Below are 14,951 nucleotides of genomic sequence, written 5' to 3' on the forward strand. Positions count from 1 at the left end.
CTCTTCCCCCTAGTTCCCGGCCCGGCGCGCCATCTCGTGCAGCACCTTGTAGGCGGGCACGGGCGCCTGCCGGACGCCGGTCAGCTTCTGGTTGAGATAGGTGGCACGGTCGGCGGTGGCCGCCGCGAACTCGCCGGTGGCGCCCTGCGGACGGAACCCGTGCTTGACGGCCAGGCGGCGCAACGTCGGGTCGGTGCTGAGGAGTTCACCCAGCGCGCGGCCCTCGGGCGTGAGCGGTACGACCGTGTGGTCGCTGTTGGCGGTGGTGTCCGGGTAGAGCACCGTGAGGTCTCCGGCGTCCTGGCCCTCGGTGAGCAGCGCGGCGACCTGTGACTCGTAGACGAGGACGAGCGGGTTGCCGGCGCCGCTGACGAAGTCGTGGAACGCGGCGTCGGTGGTGGGCTGCTGGGCGCCCTGGACGCTGATGAGCTGATGCATCAGGGACGCGGTGCGGCCGATGGCGGCGTTGTCGGTGGCCACGCGCCCGCCGTCGGCGACATAGGACGCGGCGGCGAGGTAGAGGGCGCCCGAGTTGGAGGTCTCCGGGTCGGTGCTGGCGATGTACAGCGTGCCGGTCAGTTCACCGTGGGCCGTGGCGCCCTTGAGCTGCTGCCAGGTCCGTGCGTGCTTGGCCGCGTCGAGGTAGGCGGCCATCTTCAGGGTGCCGGTGTTCTTGTCGAGGACGGCCAGTCCGTTGGCGGCGAGGACCTCGGCCGCGCTGCGGTGGGCCACCACGACGAGGGGCGAGTAGAAGGGCCGGGGCAGCGGCTGGCGGACGTGGTACTTGTCCGCGAGCTCGTCGGCCGGGGCCTGGCTGGAAGGGAAGGCGAAGTCGTACCCCTTGAGGCTGCGGCCGTCCATGGCCCAGGACCCGGAGGTCTCCGTCTTCACGGTGTAGCCCTTGGCGGCGAGGGCCTTCACCACATCCGGATCGGCGAAGAACTCCGCCTTCTCCGAACCGATCACTCCTTGCACGGTCTTCGTTGCCGTGCCCTTGTCCTGACCAGTGCGGCCTGCGACGACGGCTGCTGCCACTCCGCCGATCAACAGGACCGCCAGGACGATTCCCGCGATGCGTCTCACGCCTGGAGCGTGCACCTCGGAATCCAACGTTCCCCGTCCCCGGGGGTGAACACGGGGTGACCACCGGGTCCCGGTACGCAACCGGAGGAGGGGCCGCCGCTACCCGGGCGGCGCGGGGCCCTGCCCGGGGGGACGGGGCGGGTGTGGCACCCGGTCCACGCGTCACTTCGAAGACGCGCGGACCGGGGCCGTACGGGGCCTCGGGCCCGGGGCCCGAGGGGTCGGCCCGGAGGCCGGAGGTTCGGCCCGGAGGCCGGGGTGGCCGGCTGGAGCCGGAGGTCTCAGCGGGTCGCCAGCTCGCGCGGTTCGGCGGCGGAGGCGTGGGCGTCCATGCGCTCGGCGGAGAGGATCGCCGCGGCGGTGTCGGCGCGGGAGGCGGCGACGACCAGGGCACGGCCCGCCAGCGCGTGGGCCCGCCGGTGGAGGCTCACGAGGTGGGACTCCTCGGGCTCCGGGGCGGCCTGGGCGGCCTGCGTGCGGAGCGGGGCGCCGCCACGCAGCCGGGCGACCTGCTCGGTGAGCCGTTCGGCGCCCGCGTCCAGATCGGCGGACGGGGTGAGCGCCCGGATCTCGTCCGTGACGGTGAGCAGTGCCGCGAGGTGGCCGGCGAGCTGGATGTCCAGCTCCTCCTCGCGCGACCGGTGGGGGAAGTCGGAGGAGGGGGTGCCGGCCACCGTGTGGACCGACTTCGAGCGGATCGGTTCGTACATGGGATGGCCTCCTGTGCCTGACAGGAAGCCATCCTAGCTTGGAATTCGTCTAAAGTTGAGCTGGTTCGTATATTGGGACGCGGCGCACACCCAGAGTGAGCGCGGGGTGCGTCCGGCGCGCGTCACGGCTGGCTGTAGCCGTCCAGGAACGAGCCGATCCGGGTCACCGCGTCCGTCAGATCCGCGACCGTCGGCAGGGTCACCACCCGGAAGTGGTCCGGTTCGGGCCAGTTGAAGCCCGTCCCCTGCACGACCATGATCTTCTCGCTGCGCAGCAGGTCGAGCACCATCTGCCGGTCGTCCTTGACCTTGAAGACCTTCGGATCGAGGCGCGGGAAGAGATACAGCGCCCCCTTCGGCTTCACGCAGGTCACGCCCGGGATCTGCGTCAGCAGCTCGTGGGCGACGTCCCGCTGCTCCTTCAGGCGTCCGCCCGGCAGGACCAGGTCGTTGATCGTCTGGCGTCCGCTGAGCGCCGCCACCACGCCGTGCTGTCCCGGCATGTTCGCGCACAGCCGCATGTTCGCGAGGATCGTCAGACCCTCGATGTAGGAGGTGGCGTGCGCGCGCGGCCCCGAGACGGACATCCATCCGACGCGGTAGCCGGCCACCCGGTACGCCTTCGACATGCCGTTGAAGGTGAGGGTGAGGAGATCGGGGGCGATCTTGGCGGTCGCGGTGTGCGTGGCGCCGTCGTAGAGGATCTTGTCGTAGATCTCGTCGGAGCAGACCAGCAGGTTGTGCCGCCGGGCGATGTCCGTCAGTCCCCGGAGCATCGCGTCGTCGTAGACCGCGCCCGTCGGGTTGTTCGGGTTGATGATGACGATCGCCTTGGTGCGGTCGGTGATCTTCCGCTCCACGTCCGCGAGGTCGGGCATCCAGTCGGACTGCTCGTCGCAGCGGTAGTGCACGGCCGTGCCGCCGGACAGGGAGACCGCGGCGGTCCACAGGGGGTAGTCCGGCGCCGGTACGAGCACCTCGTCGCCGTCGTCCAGCAGCGCCTGCATCGCCATCACGATGAGCTCGGAGACGCCGTTGCCGATGAAGACGTGATCGACGTCCGTCTCGATGCCGAGGGTCTGGTTGTGCATGACCACCGCGCGACGGGCGGCGAGCAGGCCCTTGGCGTCGCCGTAGCCGTGCGCCGAGGAGACGTTACGGAGGATGTCCTCGAGGATCTCCGGCGGACACTCGAACCCGAAGGCGGCCGGGTTGCCCGTGTTGAGCTTGAGGATGCGGTGACCGGCCGCTTCGAGCCGCATCGCCTCCTCAAGAACCGGACCCCGGATCTCGTAGCAGACGTTGGCGAGCTTCGTGGACTGGATCACCTGCATGTCGTGAGCTTACGGCCGCCCGCCGCGCGCCGGGGGGTGTTTTTCACCACCTTGCCTTCGGGCAGGGTGCCCGGCTCTTCAGGGCCGGGGTGAATGTCTGCTCCCGCGGAGCGGGGGGAAACCGAATCGCCGCCAGGGCGGTTCGGCGTCTCGAGAGGGGCGGTGGTGAGGCCGGTCTCGAGCAGGTGCAACCACCCGTAGTGGACGGCGGCCGGGCGTGTCGGCGGCCGGGGTGGTCACTCGCACGGGTGGTGTCGGTCGATGGTGTGCGCGGTCGGGGAACGCGTTGACTAGGTTCACGGTCATGGCACGGTTTCGGATGTACCCGACGAGCGAGCAGGCGGGCGTCATGCTCGGCCACTGCGCGCATGCCCGGTACGTCTGGAACCTGGCCGTCGAGCAGCACGCGCACTGGTACAAGGGCCGCGGGGCGGCGCCCGGCTTCGCCGAGCAGTGCCGCCAGCTCACCGAGGCTCGGCGTGACAACGCATGGCTGGCCGCAGGCAATGCCGATGTGCAGCAGCAGGCCCTGAAGGACTTCGCCAAAGCCAAGAACGCCATGTTCGCCTCCGGTTTTGGTGAGCCGACCTGGCGCAGGAAGCACGTGCACGAGGGTTTCCGCGTGATCGGCACGGACCGTATCGGGGAGTTCGAGGCGGACGGTTCACCGAAGCTGAACGCCAGGGGCAGGCAGGTCATGGGCCGCTCGGTGGTGATGCAGAAGCTCAGTCGGCGGTGGGCGCGGGTGAAGGTGCCCGGCTGCGGCTGGGTCCGCTTTCGGCTCAGCCGCAACGGCAAGGGCTCGGAATTGCCGAAGGCGAAGACGTTCCGTGTCACCTGCCGCAACGGCCAGTGGCACATCGCCTTCGCCGTCGTCCCCGCCCCCATCGAGGCGCCCGGCATGGGTGAGGTCATCGGCATCGACCGGGGCGTGGCCATCACCGCCGCCCTCTCCGACGGGCGGAAACTGAACTGCCCCCAGCTCACCGTCAAGGAGCGCGCGCAGGTCCGCAAACACCAGCGCCGGGCCGCACGCGCCCCCAAGGGCAGCGAGCGCAAAGCCGCCGAGTACGCGAAGGCCGCCCGTATCAAGGCCCGTGAGGCAGACCGGCGCAAGGACTGGTGCGAGAAGACCAGCACGATGCTCGCCCGCAGCTACGACCTGGTGCGGTTCGAGAAGCTGAACATCAAGAACATGACCCGCTCGGCCAGGGGCACCGTGGCAGAACCCGGCAGGAAGGTCGCCCAGAAGGCCGGGCTGAACCGGGCGATCCTCGCCCAGGGCTGGGGCCTGCTCCGGCAACGCACCGGGCACAAGGCCCCGGGCCGGGTCGAGGACGTCCCCGCCCCCTACACCAGTCTGCGCTGCAGCGCCTGCGGTTGGACCGACAAGAACTCGCGCAAGAGCCAAGCCGAGTTCGCCTGCTCCTCCTGCGGCTTCACCTGCAACGCCGACACCAACGCAGCAACCAACGTCGCGGCAGGACAGGGCGGGATCCCCCGCCCCCGGCAAACAGCCGGTGCCGGAGGGGTGACAACGGCCACCGGCCGTTCGAACACCCGTGAACCCCAACCCGTACGGGCTGGAATCCCCCTCTTTCAAGAGGGGGAGGATGTCAAGTGAGACGTGTGGGTTCCGGCATCTTTGTCCTCCGGCTGCACCGGACCCCCGGGTGGTCCCTACAATGCGCGATCATGTCCTCGCAGTCCGGAGATCCCGAAGCCCGGCCGACGGTGTACCTCCCGCAGAGTGACGGGGAGACGCCTTTGGCCTACGAGACGTACGCCGATCCCGCGGAGGCGCACGGCTGGCGGAAGGCGTACACGGACGGCGACGAGACGACCGCTCTGCCCGTCGTCGGCGACGGTCCCGCCGGGCGGCGGGAGCGGACGCGGCACCGCAGGCGCGCCCGGAACAACCGGCGCCTCGCCGTGGCCGGGGGCGCGGCCGTCGCCGTCGTCCTCGGTGTCGTCGCCGTGGGCGTCCTCGACTCCGGAGCGGCCGACGGGTCCGGCGACGGCGCGCCGTCGCGGACGTCCGGGCCCGTACGCCTGGCGACCGGACCCGCGGAACCGGCCGGCTCCTCGGCACCGCCGTCGGCCACCACCGCGCCCGCGGCGCCGGCCGCCCCGTCGGCGTCCGTCTCGACCCCCGCGTCCGCCGCCTCCCGGAACGCGTCCGCGTCCGCGCGTCCCTCCGTGAGTCCGAGCCCGAGCGCGTCCACGGCGCCCGCGCCCACGACCTCCGCCCCGGCCCCGGTCCCGACCCCGTCGGCGACGAGCACCGGGCGCGGCCACGGCCACGGCCACGGACACGGCGACTGGGGCTAGGAGGGCAGGCGGGAACTGCCGGACAGGCCGGCACCGGGGCCCGTCCGGCCGCCACGAGCGGCGCCTCCTCTTCCGCCGCGCGGAGGGGACGAACACCGCCGAGGAGACGTACGCCGCCGAGGGCACGTACGCCGTCGAGGACACCTACGCCGTCGAGGACACCTACGCCGCCGCCGAGGACACGTACGCCGTTTCCGGCTCTTCGGCCGGAAAGCGCTCCTTGTTCACTTTTCCCTCTCCCCTCACAATGCGCATGACAACAACTGGCCGGAAGACCTCCGGTCAGCGGAAGGCGGCCGGACGACCTTCGGCCGCCCCAAGTCGCAAGAGGGGACCCCCACATGAGAAAGCCTCTCGTCGCCGCGCTGTTCGCCCTGGTGCTGTCCGGGGCGGGCGCGGCACCCGCGGTTGCGGCACCCGCTCCCCACGCCGTACCCGCGTCCCACGCGGCTCCGGCGCGCGTGCCGGCCTCCGTCACCACGTCCGGCACCCAGGCGGCGCCCACCCTCCAGGCCGTCAGCCTCGCCGGGACCGTCGCGCTCAGCAACTGCTCCGGCTCGGTCATCCGCTTCCCCAACTCGGCGGACACGGACCCGGCGCTCGTGCTCTCCAACGGCCACTGCCTGGAGACCGGCTTCCCGGATCCCGGTGAGGTGATCGTCGGCCAGTCGTCCAGCCGGACCTTCGGCCTGCTGAACTCGGCGGGTACCAGGGTCGCGACGCTGCGCGCGAGCAAGGTCGCGTACTCGACCATGACCGACACGGACATCACGATCTACCAGCTCACCAGCACCTACGCGACCATCAAGAACTCGTACGGCATCAGCGCCCTGACCGTGCAGAACACGCACCCGGTCGCCGGTACCGCCATCACCGTGGCCTCCGGCTACTGGAAGCGTCTCTACAGCTGCAGCATCGACGGGTTCGCGTACCGCCTCAAGGAGGGGGGCTGGACCTGGAAGGACTCGGTCCGCTACACCTCCGCCTGCCAGACCATCGGCGGCACGTCGGGCTCGCCGGTCGTCGACCAGTCCACCGGCAAGGTCGTCGCCGTCAACAACACCGGCAACGAGGACGGCGAACGCTGCACGCTGAACAACCCCTGCGAGGTCGACGCGAACGGCACCGTCACCGTCCGCCAGGGCATCAACTACGCCGAGGAGACCTACCAGATCCCGGCCTGCTTCACGACGGGCAACAAGCTCGACCTGAGCCTGAGCGGCTGCGTCCTGCCCAAGCCGTAACACCGCGGGAGGGCGGGCGGTCACGCCGTCCGGCGGACCGCCCGTCCCGCCAGCACATCCGTCCGGCGCCCGTCCTCGACGACGAAACGCCCGTCGATCAGGACGTGCGGGATGCCGGTGGGCAGGGTGCGCGGCGCCGCGAAGGTCGAGCCCGCCGCGACCGTCGCCGGGTCGAAGAGGACCAGGTCGGCGCGGTACCCCTCGCGGACGAGACCGCGGTCGGGCAGCCGCAGCCGGGCGGCGGGCCTGCCGGTGAGATGGGCGACGCACTCCTCCAGCGTCAGGACGCCCAGCTCCCTCACGTACCGGCCGAGGTAGTGCGGGAAGGTGCCGTACGCGCGCGGATGCGGTTTGGCGCCGTGCAGGATGCCGTCCGAGCCGCCGGTATGCACAGGGTGGCGCATGATCGCCCGGACGTTCTCCTCGTGACCGACGTGCTGGAGGATCGTGGGGCCGAGCCGGTCCTCTACCAGCAGCCGCCGGGCCGTGGTCCAGGGTTCCTCGCCGCGCAGGTCTGCCGACTCCCGGACGGTCCGGCCGACGTACGAACCGAGCCCGGGGTCGTTCACCCCCGAGATCTCGATCGTGTCCCACGCGATGGGCACGCCGTGGCAGCCGTCCGCGCCCACGACCTCCATGTGGTGGCGGACCCGTTCGGCGGTGTCGTCGTCCCGCAGCCGGGCGAGCACCGCCTCCGGGCCGCCCTCGCCCGCCCAGCTCGGCAGCATCGCCGCGAGGGTGGTGCACCCCGGGGTGTACGGATAGGTGTCGAGGGTGATGTCGGCGCCCCGCGCCAGCGCCTTGTCCAGCAGGGCCAGGAGCTCCGGTGCCTTCCCCTCGTTCACCCCGAAGTTCATGGTGGCGTGGGCGAGATGGAGCGGGCAGCCGGCCTCACGGGTGAGGGCCACCATCTCCTCGTACGCCTCCAGGGCGCCCGCCCCGTACGAGCGGTGGTGCGGGCAGTAGTAGCCGCCGTGCTCCGCCACCACCCGGCACAGCGCGGTGAGTTCGGCGTCCCGCGCGTACATCCCCGGCGTGTAGGTCAGTCCCGAGGACATGCCGACCGCGCCCTCCCGCAGCCCGTCCGCCACCAACTGCCGCATCCGGTCCAGCTCCCGGGGAGTGGCCTCGCGGTCCTCCCAGCCGACGGCGAGCATGCGGACGGTGCCCTGCGGGACGAGGTAGGCGGCGTTGACCGCGATGCCCTCGCCGTCGAAGCCGTGGTCGAGCCGGTCCAGGTACTCGCCCACGGAACGCCAGCCGAAGTCGATGTCGTGGCCGTCGCCGTTCCAGCCGGTGATCGTCCGGCGGACCTCGGCGAGCGTACGGTCGTCGACCGGCGCGTACGACAGGCCGTCCTGGCCGATGACTTCGAGCGTCACGCCCTGGGCGGCCTTCGCGCTGTGGTCCGGGTCCCGCAGCAGCGCGAGATCGCTGTGCGCGTGCATGTCGATGAAGCCGGGGGCCAGGACCAGACCCTCGGCGTCCAGTTCCCGTGTGCCGCGCGGCCGTTGGCAGCCGGCCGCCGCGGCCTCCTTGACGATCGCGACGATCCGCCCGCCCTTGACGGCCACGTCCGCGCGATACGTCCGCGCGCCGCTGCCGTCGGCGACATCCACGTCCTGGACGACCAGGTCGGCGTGGTCCATAGGGCGACTCCCGTCTCGGTGGGACGTACGGATCTTCGGAACGGCGACGCGCGGATCTTCGGAACGGCGACGCGCGGATCTTCGCTACAGGACGTACGGATCTCTAGAAGAACGTACGGATGTAGTCGACGACCGTGCCGTCCGACTCGACCAGCGGGATGAGCTGCCACTTGTCGAAGGACGTGCACGGATGGGACAGGCCCATGCCGACCCAGTCGCCGACCTCCAGGTCCGCCCCGGGCTCCGTGCGCAGCCAGGCGTGCTGGTCGGAGAGCCGGCTCACCTCGATGCCCGCCGCCGGACGCTCGGCCTCGCCGCGGCGCACGACCTGGGCGACCGGCAGATCGAGGTCGTGGGCCGCGTCCCGCTTGCCGGCGTTGGTGAAGGCCTGTTCCGGGGAGGGCCGCGAGACGACCTGCGACCAGAGGCGGAAGGCCGGGTGCAGGGCGCCCTCCCGCGGGACGCGGGTGAAGGGGGTGAGCCTTCGGTAGTGGCCGTCGTCGTGCGAGACGTACGCGCCCGAACGCAGCAGCTTCAGGACGGGCAGCGAGAGTTCGGGGATCCCGGCGAAGACGTCGGCCACCGCGTCGAACCAGGCGCTGCCACCCGCGCTCACGACGATCGTGTCGACGTCCTTGAACCGACCGGCGCCGTCGAAGGCCGCCGCAAGCGCGGTCAGCCGCCGCAGCCAGGCGTGCACCCGCTCGGGGTTCGCGTCCGGCACCTCGCCCTCGTACCCGGCCACGCCGGCCAGCCGGAGCGTCGCGGTCGCCGCGACGGCGTCGGCGACGGCCGCGCAGTCCTCCTCCGTCCGCGCGCCGGTACGGGCGCCCGCGCCCGCGGCGAGTTCGACGACGACGTCCACCGGGCGGGCGCTGCCGCGCAGCGCGGCGTCCATCAGTTCCACCCCGCGCACCGAGTCGACGTAACAGACGAACCGGAAGTCCGGGTCCTCCGCGAGTTCGGCGGCGATCCAGCGCAGGGCCGCGGGGTCGACGAGTTCGTTCGCGAGGAAGATCCGGTCGATGCCGAACTCCCGGGCCACCCGCACCTGGTGGGGGACCGCGAGGGTGATGCCCCAGGCGCCGTGCTCGATTTGCCGCCAGAAGAGCTGGGGCGCCATGGACGTCTTGCCGTGCGGGGCGAAGGCGAGGCCGTGCCGGTCGGCGTACGTCTCCATGAGTTCGAGGTTGTGGGTCAGTCGCTCGGCGGAGAGGGCGAGGACGGGGGTGGTGAAACCGTCCGTGAAGAGGTTGCGGCGCTGTGCGGCCAACTCGCCGGCGCTCAGGCCGCCGGCGTCCGGCGGCAGGCCCTTGAAACGGTGGTCGACGCGCTCCGCCGCGAGAGCGGCCAGCGGTGCGGCGGCGGTGTCGGCGCTCATGGGGCCTCCTCGGCCTGTTCGATCGTGTTGCATCATGTGCAACGCTCATTGCGTATGTCGTTCACTGCTGTCTAACATCCCAGCCGACGCAGGGTCAACGGTGCCGTTCGCCGCCGTCGGCCGCCAGAGCGAGGAGCCCCGACCACCTTGAGCAGCAACGGACCCGCGAGTGCCGTGTCCCCCGACACCGGCACCGACACCGGCACCGAGACCGACGCCGGCACCGGCACGGTCGTCGGCACCGACGCCGGCACCGTCGACGTGGTGGCGCTCGGCGAGTCCATGGTCACCTTCCTGCCCACGCGCCCCGGTCGCCTCGCCGACGTTCCGTCGTTCGAGCGGGGGATCGGCGGAGCCGAGTCGAACGTGGCCTGCGTGCTGGCCCGCGCCGGTTACTCCGCCCGCTGGGTCGGCCGGGTCGGCGCCGACGGGTTCGGCGACCACCTGATCGAGGCGATCACCGCGTACGGTGTCGACACCTCCGCCGTGCGCCGGGACCCCGGCCGGCCCACCGGCGTCTACTTCCGCACCGCGGGCGACCGGGCGACCGACGCCCACGAAGTCGCCTACTACCGGGCCGGATCCGCCGCCTCGGCCATGACGGCACGGAACACGGACCTGGCCGCCGCCCGCTCCGGCCGCGTGCTCCATCTGTCCGGCATCACCGCCGCGCTCTCCGAGGGCTGTCTCGACCTGATGCGCGAGCTGACCGCCCCCCGGACCGGGCGTCCCCTCGTCTCCTTCGACGTCAACCACCGCCCGGGCCTGTGGCGCGACCACCCTGAGGGGCCGCGCGTCCTGCTCGACCTCGCGCGCCGCGCCGACATCGTCTTCGTCGGCGACGACGAGGCCCGCGACGCCTGGGGACTGCGCGGAGCGCGCGCGATCCGCGAGGCGCTGCCCGAACCGGACGTCCTGGTCGTCAAGGACGGCAAGGCCGGTGCCGTCGTCTTCGACAGGAACACGGACGCGGGCACGGACGCGGGCACGGGCGGGGACACCGGCGGGGACACCGGCGGGGCGGAGACGGCCGGGAACGCCGTCCATGCGACAGGGAGTACCGCCGGTGCCGCCGTCTTCGTCCCCGCCCTGCGCGTCGACGTCGTCGCGGCCGTCGGCGCCGGTGACGCCTTCGCCGCCGGGTTCCTCTCCGCCACCCTGCGCGGCCTTCCCGCCCGCGACCGCCTGCGGCACGGCCATCTCACGGCCGCCGCCGCGCTCACCGTCCCGGGCGACCTCGCCGAGCCGCCCGCCCGGGGGCTCGCCGACCGGCTGGCGGCTCTCGACGACCGTGCCTGGGAGACACTTCGTCTCGGCCCCGGCTGGACCGAAGCCGACGCACGGGCCGCCGAGGAGGTACGTACGCCATGAGCCAGACCGTCGACCGAGCGCTGAGCATCCTGCCGTTGCTCGCCGAGGGCCCCGCCGACCTCGGCCAGGTCGCCGACCGCCTCGGCGTCCACAAGTCCACGGCCCTGCGCCTGCTGCGCACCCTGAACGAACACGGCCTGGTCTACCGCCAGTCCGACCAGCGCTACCGGCTCGGCGCCCGCCTCTTCGCCCTCGCCCAGGAGGCCGTCGAGAACCTCGACGTCCGCGAGATCGCCCACCCCCATCTCGTCCGCCTCAACGAGAGCTGCGGACACACCGTCCACCTCGCCGTGTACGAGGACAACGAGGTGCTCTACATCGACAAGGTGGAGAGCCGCTACCCGGTGCGCATGTACTCGCGGATCGGGAAACCCGTCGCCATCACCGTCGCCGCGGTCGCCAAACTCCTCCTCGCCGACCTGCCCGAGGCGGAGCGCCGCGCTGTCGCCGACAAGCTCGACTACCCGATGTACACGGCCCGTTCGACGCCGAACGCCCCCGCCTTCCTCAAGGAGCTGGCGGTGGTGCGCGAGCAGGGCTGGGCCACCGACCTCGGCGGCCACGAGGAATCCATCAACTGCGTCGCCGCACCCGTCCGCGGCGCCGACGGACGCGTCGCCGCCGCCATGTCGGTCTCCGCGCCCAACGTCGTCGTCACCGCCGAGGAACTCCTCACCCTGCTCCCGCTGGTACGCCGTACGGCCGACGCCATCAGCCACGACTACTCCGGCAAAGCCCCCACGAAGGAAGACCCGAAGGAATGATCACCGCATGACCGACAAGATCGCCCTCACCCCCTCCACCCACACCACCCCGCCCGCCAAGTTCTCGCACGGCGTGCGGAAGGGGAACATCCTCCAGGTCGCCGGGCAGGTCGGCTTCCTGCCCGCCGAGGAGGGCAGGCCCCCGACGCCCGCCGGACCGACCCTGCGCGAGCAGACCCTCCAGACGCTCGCCAACGTCAAGGCCATCCTCGAAGAGGGCGGCGCCGGCTGGGACGACGCGATGATGATCCGCGTCTACCTCACGGACACCGGCCACTTCGCCGAGATGAACGAGATCTACAACCAGTACTTCGAGGAGCAGGGCCTCACCGCGCCCCCCGCCGCCCGCACGACGGTCTACGTCGGCCTGCCGGCCGGACTCCTCGTCGAGATCGACGTACTCGCCGTCCTCGGCTGACGCCCCCTCCGGGCCCACGCCCGCGCGACTCCGGCGCAGCCGCGTAACCCGCACAGCCGGCGCGACCCGCGCGACTCTCACACCCGTACGACGTCACGGTGCGGCACCCCACCATCCCCGGGGAGCCGCACCGCGATCCGCCCTGCCCGAAAGCCCCCACGGACTGACGAAAAAGAGGCTCCCCGACATGTCGTCGTACCCGCTCGCAGCGACAGCCCCGGAGACACCACCGCACACCGGCGGTCTCCTGCTCCTCCTCGACGGCACGGCCGGACTGCTCACGGTCGCCGCCCTCGGCATCGCGCTCCTCCTCTTCCTGATCATCAAGGTCCGGCTCCAGCCGTTCGTCGCCCTGCTCGCCGTCTCCATAGCCGTCGGCCTCGCCGCCGGACTCTCCGTCACGGAGCTGTTCGGCACGGTCCAGAGGTCCGACGCCGTCTCGGTCGTCGAGTCGGGCATGGGCGGCATCCTCGGCCATGTCGCGATCATCATCGGCCTCGGCACGATGCTCGGGGCGATCCTCGAAGTCAGCGGCGGCGCCGAGGTGCTGGCCTCCCGGCTGCTCGGCCTCTTCGGGGAGAAGCGCGCGCCGCTCGCCATGGGCCTGACCGGCCTGATCTTCGGCATCCCGGTCTTCTTCGACGTCGGCATCTTCGTCCTCGCGCCGCTCGTCTACGCCGCCGCCAAACGGTCGGGCAAGTCGATCCTCCTCTACTGCCTGCCGCTGCTCGCCGGTCTGTCGATGACACACGCCTTCCTGCCGCCGCACCCCGGCCCGGTCGCCGCCGCGGGACTGCTGCACGTCCAGCTCGGCTGGGTCGTCCTCATGGGCATCGTCTGCGGCGTCCCGGCCGTGCTGGCAGCCTGGGTCTACTCCGCCTGGATCGGCAGGCGCCTTTTCGTCCCCGTACCGCAGGACATGGTCGAGGCGGCCGCCGAGGCCAAGCGGGCCGTCGTCGAGGAGCAGCGGGCGTCGGGCGTGGAGCCCCGGGAGGAGCCGGTGCCGCTCGGCACGGTCCTCGGCATCATCGGTACGCCGCTGGTGCTGATCCTCGCGGCCACCTTCTCCTCGATCGCCCTCGATCCCTCCACCCTCCGTTCCGTCATCGCATTCTTCGGCCACCCGTTCGTCGCCCTGACCATCGCCCTGCTCCTCGCGTACTACCTGCTCGGCATCCGGCGCGGCTGGTCCCGCAAGTCCCTGGAGAAGGTGTCGACTTCGTCCCTCAAGCCGGTCGGCAACATCCTGCTCGTGGTCGGCGCGGGCGGCGTCTTCGGTGCCGTACTGAAGGCCAGCGGGGTCGCCCAGGCCCTGTCGGACACCTTCAACGACGTCGGCCTCCCGGTGATCGTCCTGGCCTATCTGATCGCCCTGGTCCTGCGGGTGGCCCAGGGCTCGGCGACCGTCGCGATCGTCACCACCGCCGGCATCGTCGCGCCACTGCTCACCGAGGGCCACCACTCGCAGGCCTTCGTCGCCCTGGTCATCATGGCGATCTCGGCGGGTTCGATCTTCGCCTCGCACGTCAACGACGGTGGCTTCTGGATGGTGGCCAAGTACTTCGGCATCAGCGAGCGCGACACTCTGAGGACCTGGACCGTCCTGGAATCGGTGCTGTCCGTCGCCGGGTTCGCCGTGGCCGCCGTGATGAGTCTCTTCGTGTAACAGTGGCATCGCCAATTCGGGCCTGGCTGTGCCCCGCACAGGATCTTCGACCATACTTCCGGCTGTGGAGCAGCGCATAGGTTCGAAGAGCCAGCCCCTGGACGCCGCCGCGGTGAACCCGGCGTACATCCCCGGGCTTACGTCACCCGTGCCGGCGGAGCCGGCGGACGCGGTCGTGGAGACCGAGGAGGCCACCGCGGAGGAGCCGGAGGAGAACGTCTCCGACGACGCGGTCTCCGACGAGGCGGCGTCCGACGAGGCACCCGCCGCAGAGATCCCGGAGGAGGCCGAGTCCACGGGGGAGGCCGATTCTGCGGAGGAGGCCGAGTCCGTGGAGGAGGCCGAGTCCGTGGAGGAGGCCGAGTCCGCGGAGGAGAGCGGCCCCGCCCCCGACGGTCCCGTCTTCGAGGCCTCCGACCGGCGTGCCTCGATCAGAGCCGACCACAGTGGTGTCCGGCTGCGCCTGGACGACCAGGAGGCGGAGTTCCGCTGGGACGAGATCGGCGCCGTCGAGACGGAGTCGCCGCGTTTCGGCAAGCGGTTCACCATCACGGTGCACACGCCGGAGCGCCGCTGGTATCCGATAGAGATCGAGGCGAACGCCCGGGCACGCTTCAAGGAGTGGGAGGAGCAGCTCGACGCCGTCCTGGACGTTTATTTCGAGGACGGCGAGGACGACACCGAGGCGGTGGCCGACACCGAGGCCGAGGCCGTGACCGAGGTCGAGGCCGTGACCGAGGCTGAGGCGGCGGCCGGGGCCGAGGCCGAATCGAAGTCCGAGGCCGAGGTGGAGGGCGAGTCCGCGGTCGAGGTGAAGGCCGAGGCCAAGAGTCTCGACAAGGCCGACTCGGCCGACGAGGACAAGGCCGAGAAGCCGTAAGCGGTACGGGGATCCGCGCGCCCGGTCAGGTGGGCACGCGGAAACCCCTCTCAACGGCAGTGAGCCCCGGGGGTGTTTACCCAATGAGCACGAAATTGCGGGCGATGCCATTGCGAGGGA

At 71.5% G+C, this 14,951-nt stretch carries 13 protein-coding genes; 8 read left to right on the top strand and 5 right to left on the bottom strand.

All coding sequences use genetic code 11. The features are described 5' to 3' along the window. Nucleotides 1-9 precede the first annotated feature (9 nt). The 3 genes from ACFXGX_RS10905 to ACFXGX_RS10915 all read right to left on the bottom strand — a co-directional run bounded on the left by ACFXGX_RS10905 (nucleotide 10) and on the right by ACFXGX_RS10915 (nucleotide 3,127). Nucleotides 10-1,083: a substrate-binding domain-containing protein gene (locus tag ACFXGX_RS10905; RefSeq protein WP_384787931.1), complete on the bottom strand. Its 1,074-nt coding sequence runs from the start codon at nucleotides 1,081-1,083 to the stop codon at nucleotides 10-12. Between the two features lie 281 nt (nucleotides 1,084-1,364). Continuing rightward, complete coding sequence (locus ACFXGX_RS10910; protein ID WP_384787933.1) at nucleotides 1,365-1,793, bottom strand: hypothetical protein; 429 nt, start codon at nucleotides 1,791-1,793, stop codon at nucleotides 1,365-1,367. Between the two features lie 122 nt (nucleotides 1,794-1,915). Beyond that, nucleotides 1,916-3,127 carry a pyridoxal phosphate-dependent aminotransferase gene (locus ACFXGX_RS10915; RefSeq protein WP_384787936.1) on the bottom strand — a complete coding sequence of 404 codons (1,212 nt, stop codon included), beginning with the start codon at nucleotides 3,125-3,127 and terminating at the stop codon, nucleotides 1,916-1,918. A 304-nt stretch (nucleotides 3,128-3,431) separates the two neighbouring features. Here ACFXGX_RS10915 and ACFXGX_RS10920 point away from each other — a divergent pair, with 304 nt between their 5' ends. From ACFXGX_RS10920 to ACFXGX_RS10930, 3 genes are all read left to right on the top strand, one after another. Beyond that, a complete protein-coding gene (locus tag ACFXGX_RS10920; protein WP_384787939.1) occupies nucleotides 3,432-4,751 on the top strand; it encodes an RNA-guided endonuclease InsQ/TnpB family protein in 1,320 nt (439 codons plus the stop codon). 71 nt (nucleotides 4,752-4,822) lie between these two features. Beyond that, nucleotides 4,823-5,458, top strand: a complete 636-nt coding sequence (locus ACFXGX_RS10925) for a hypothetical protein (protein ID WP_384787942.1) — start codon at nucleotides 4,823-4,825, stop codon at nucleotides 5,456-5,458. Nucleotides 5,459-5,799: 341 nt separating this feature from the next. Beyond that, nucleotides 5,800-6,702, top strand: a complete 903-nt coding sequence (locus tag ACFXGX_RS10930) for a serine protease (protein WP_384787945.1) — start codon at nucleotides 5,800-5,802, stop codon at nucleotides 6,700-6,702. Between the two features lie 20 nt (nucleotides 6,703-6,722). Here ACFXGX_RS10930 and ACFXGX_RS10935 read toward each other — a convergent pair whose 3' ends face one another. Both ACFXGX_RS10935 and ACFXGX_RS10940 read right to left on the bottom strand, forming a co-directional pair. Beyond that, nucleotides 6,723-8,351 (bottom strand): amidohydrolase family protein, encoded by a 1,629-nt coding sequence (locus ACFXGX_RS10935; protein WP_384787948.1) that lies wholly within the window; start codon nucleotides 8,349-8,351, stop codon nucleotides 6,723-6,725. A gap of 103 nt (nucleotides 8,352-8,454) precedes the next feature. Next, nucleotides 8,455-9,732, bottom strand: a complete 1,278-nt coding sequence (locus tag ACFXGX_RS10940) for an alanine racemase (RefSeq protein ID WP_384787951.1) — start codon at nucleotides 9,730-9,732, stop codon at nucleotides 8,455-8,457. Nucleotides 9,733-10,014: 282 nt separating this feature from the next. Between ACFXGX_RS10940 and ACFXGX_RS10945 the strand changes: the two genes are divergently transcribed. The 5 genes from ACFXGX_RS10945 to ACFXGX_RS10965 all read left to right on the top strand — a co-directional run bounded on the left by ACFXGX_RS10945 (nucleotide 10,015) and on the right by ACFXGX_RS10965 (nucleotide 14,831). Next, nucleotides 10,015-11,103, top strand: coding sequence for a sugar kinase (locus ACFXGX_RS10945; RefSeq protein ID WP_384788222.1), 1,089 nt, complete (start codon nucleotides 10,015-10,017; stop codon nucleotides 11,101-11,103). Beyond that, complete coding sequence (locus ACFXGX_RS10950) at nucleotides 11,100-11,867, top strand: IclR family transcriptional regulator (protein ID WP_384787954.1); 768 nt, start codon at nucleotides 11,100-11,102, stop codon at nucleotides 11,865-11,867. Before ACFXGX_RS10945 ends, ACFXGX_RS10950 begins: the two co-directional genes overlap by 4 nt. 7 nt (nucleotides 11,868-11,874) lie before the next feature. Beyond that, complete coding sequence (locus ACFXGX_RS10955) at nucleotides 11,875-12,285, top strand: RidA family protein (protein WP_384787957.1); 411 nt, start codon at nucleotides 11,875-11,877, stop codon at nucleotides 12,283-12,285. A gap of 187 nt (nucleotides 12,286-12,472) precedes the next feature. Beyond that, nucleotides 12,473-13,951 carry a GntP family permease gene (locus tag ACFXGX_RS10960; RefSeq protein WP_384787960.1) on the top strand — a complete coding sequence of 493 codons (1,479 nt, stop codon included), beginning with the start codon at nucleotides 12,473-12,475 and terminating at the stop codon, nucleotides 13,949-13,951. A gap of 64 nt (nucleotides 13,952-14,015) precedes the next feature. Continuing rightward, nucleotides 14,016-14,831, top strand: coding sequence for a hypothetical protein (locus tag ACFXGX_RS10965; protein WP_384787963.1), 816 nt, complete (start codon nucleotides 14,016-14,018; stop codon nucleotides 14,829-14,831). Nucleotides 14,832-14,951: the final 120 nt, after the last annotated feature.

The organism is Streptomyces sp. NPDC059371, assembly GCF_042751995.1.
Classification (GTDB): domain Bacteria; phylum Actinomycetota; class Actinomycetes; order Streptomycetales; family Streptomycetaceae; genus Streptomyces.

Bases quoted from the DNA above. Each gene is read 5' to 3' on its own strand.
- ACFXGX_RS10910 (WP_384787933.1), bottom strand. From the start codon at position 1,793: ATGTACGAACCGATCCGCTCGAAGTCGGTCCACACGGTGGCCGGCACC.
- ACFXGX_RS10915 (WP_384787936.1), bottom strand. From the start codon at position 3,127: ATGCAGGTGATCCAGTCCACGAAGCTCGCCAACGTCTGCTACGAGATC.
- ACFXGX_RS10920 (WP_384787939.1), top strand. From the start codon at position 3,432: ATGGCACGGTTTCGGATGTACCCGACGAGCGAGCAGGCGGGCGTCATG.
- ACFXGX_RS10925 (WP_384787942.1), top strand. From the start codon at position 4,823: ATGTCCTCGCAGTCCGGAGATCCCGAAGCCCGGCCGACGGTGTACCTC.
- ACFXGX_RS10930 (WP_384787945.1), top strand. From the start codon at position 5,800: ATGAGAAAGCCTCTCGTCGCCGCGCTGTTCGCCCTGGTGCTGTCCGGG.
- ACFXGX_RS10935 (WP_384787948.1), bottom strand. From the start codon at position 8,351: ATGGACCACGCCGACCTGGTCGTCCAGGACGTGGATGTCGCCGACGGC.
- ACFXGX_RS10940 (WP_384787951.1), bottom strand. From the start codon at position 9,732: ATGAGCGCCGACACCGCCGCCGCACCGCTGGCCGCTCTCGCGGCGGAG.
- ACFXGX_RS10945 (WP_384788222.1), top strand. From the start codon at position 10,015: ATGGTCACCTTCCTGCCCACGCGCCCCGGTCGCCTCGCCGACGTTCCG.
- ACFXGX_RS10950 (WP_384787954.1), top strand. From the start codon at position 11,100: ATGAGCCAGACCGTCGACCGAGCGCTGAGCATCCTGCCGTTGCTCGCC.
- ACFXGX_RS10955 (WP_384787957.1), top strand. From the start codon at position 11,875: ATGACCGACAAGATCGCCCTCACCCCCTCCACCCACACCACCCCGCCC.
- ACFXGX_RS10960 (WP_384787960.1), top strand. From the start codon at position 12,473: ATGTCGTCGTACCCGCTCGCAGCGACAGCCCCGGAGACACCACCGCAC.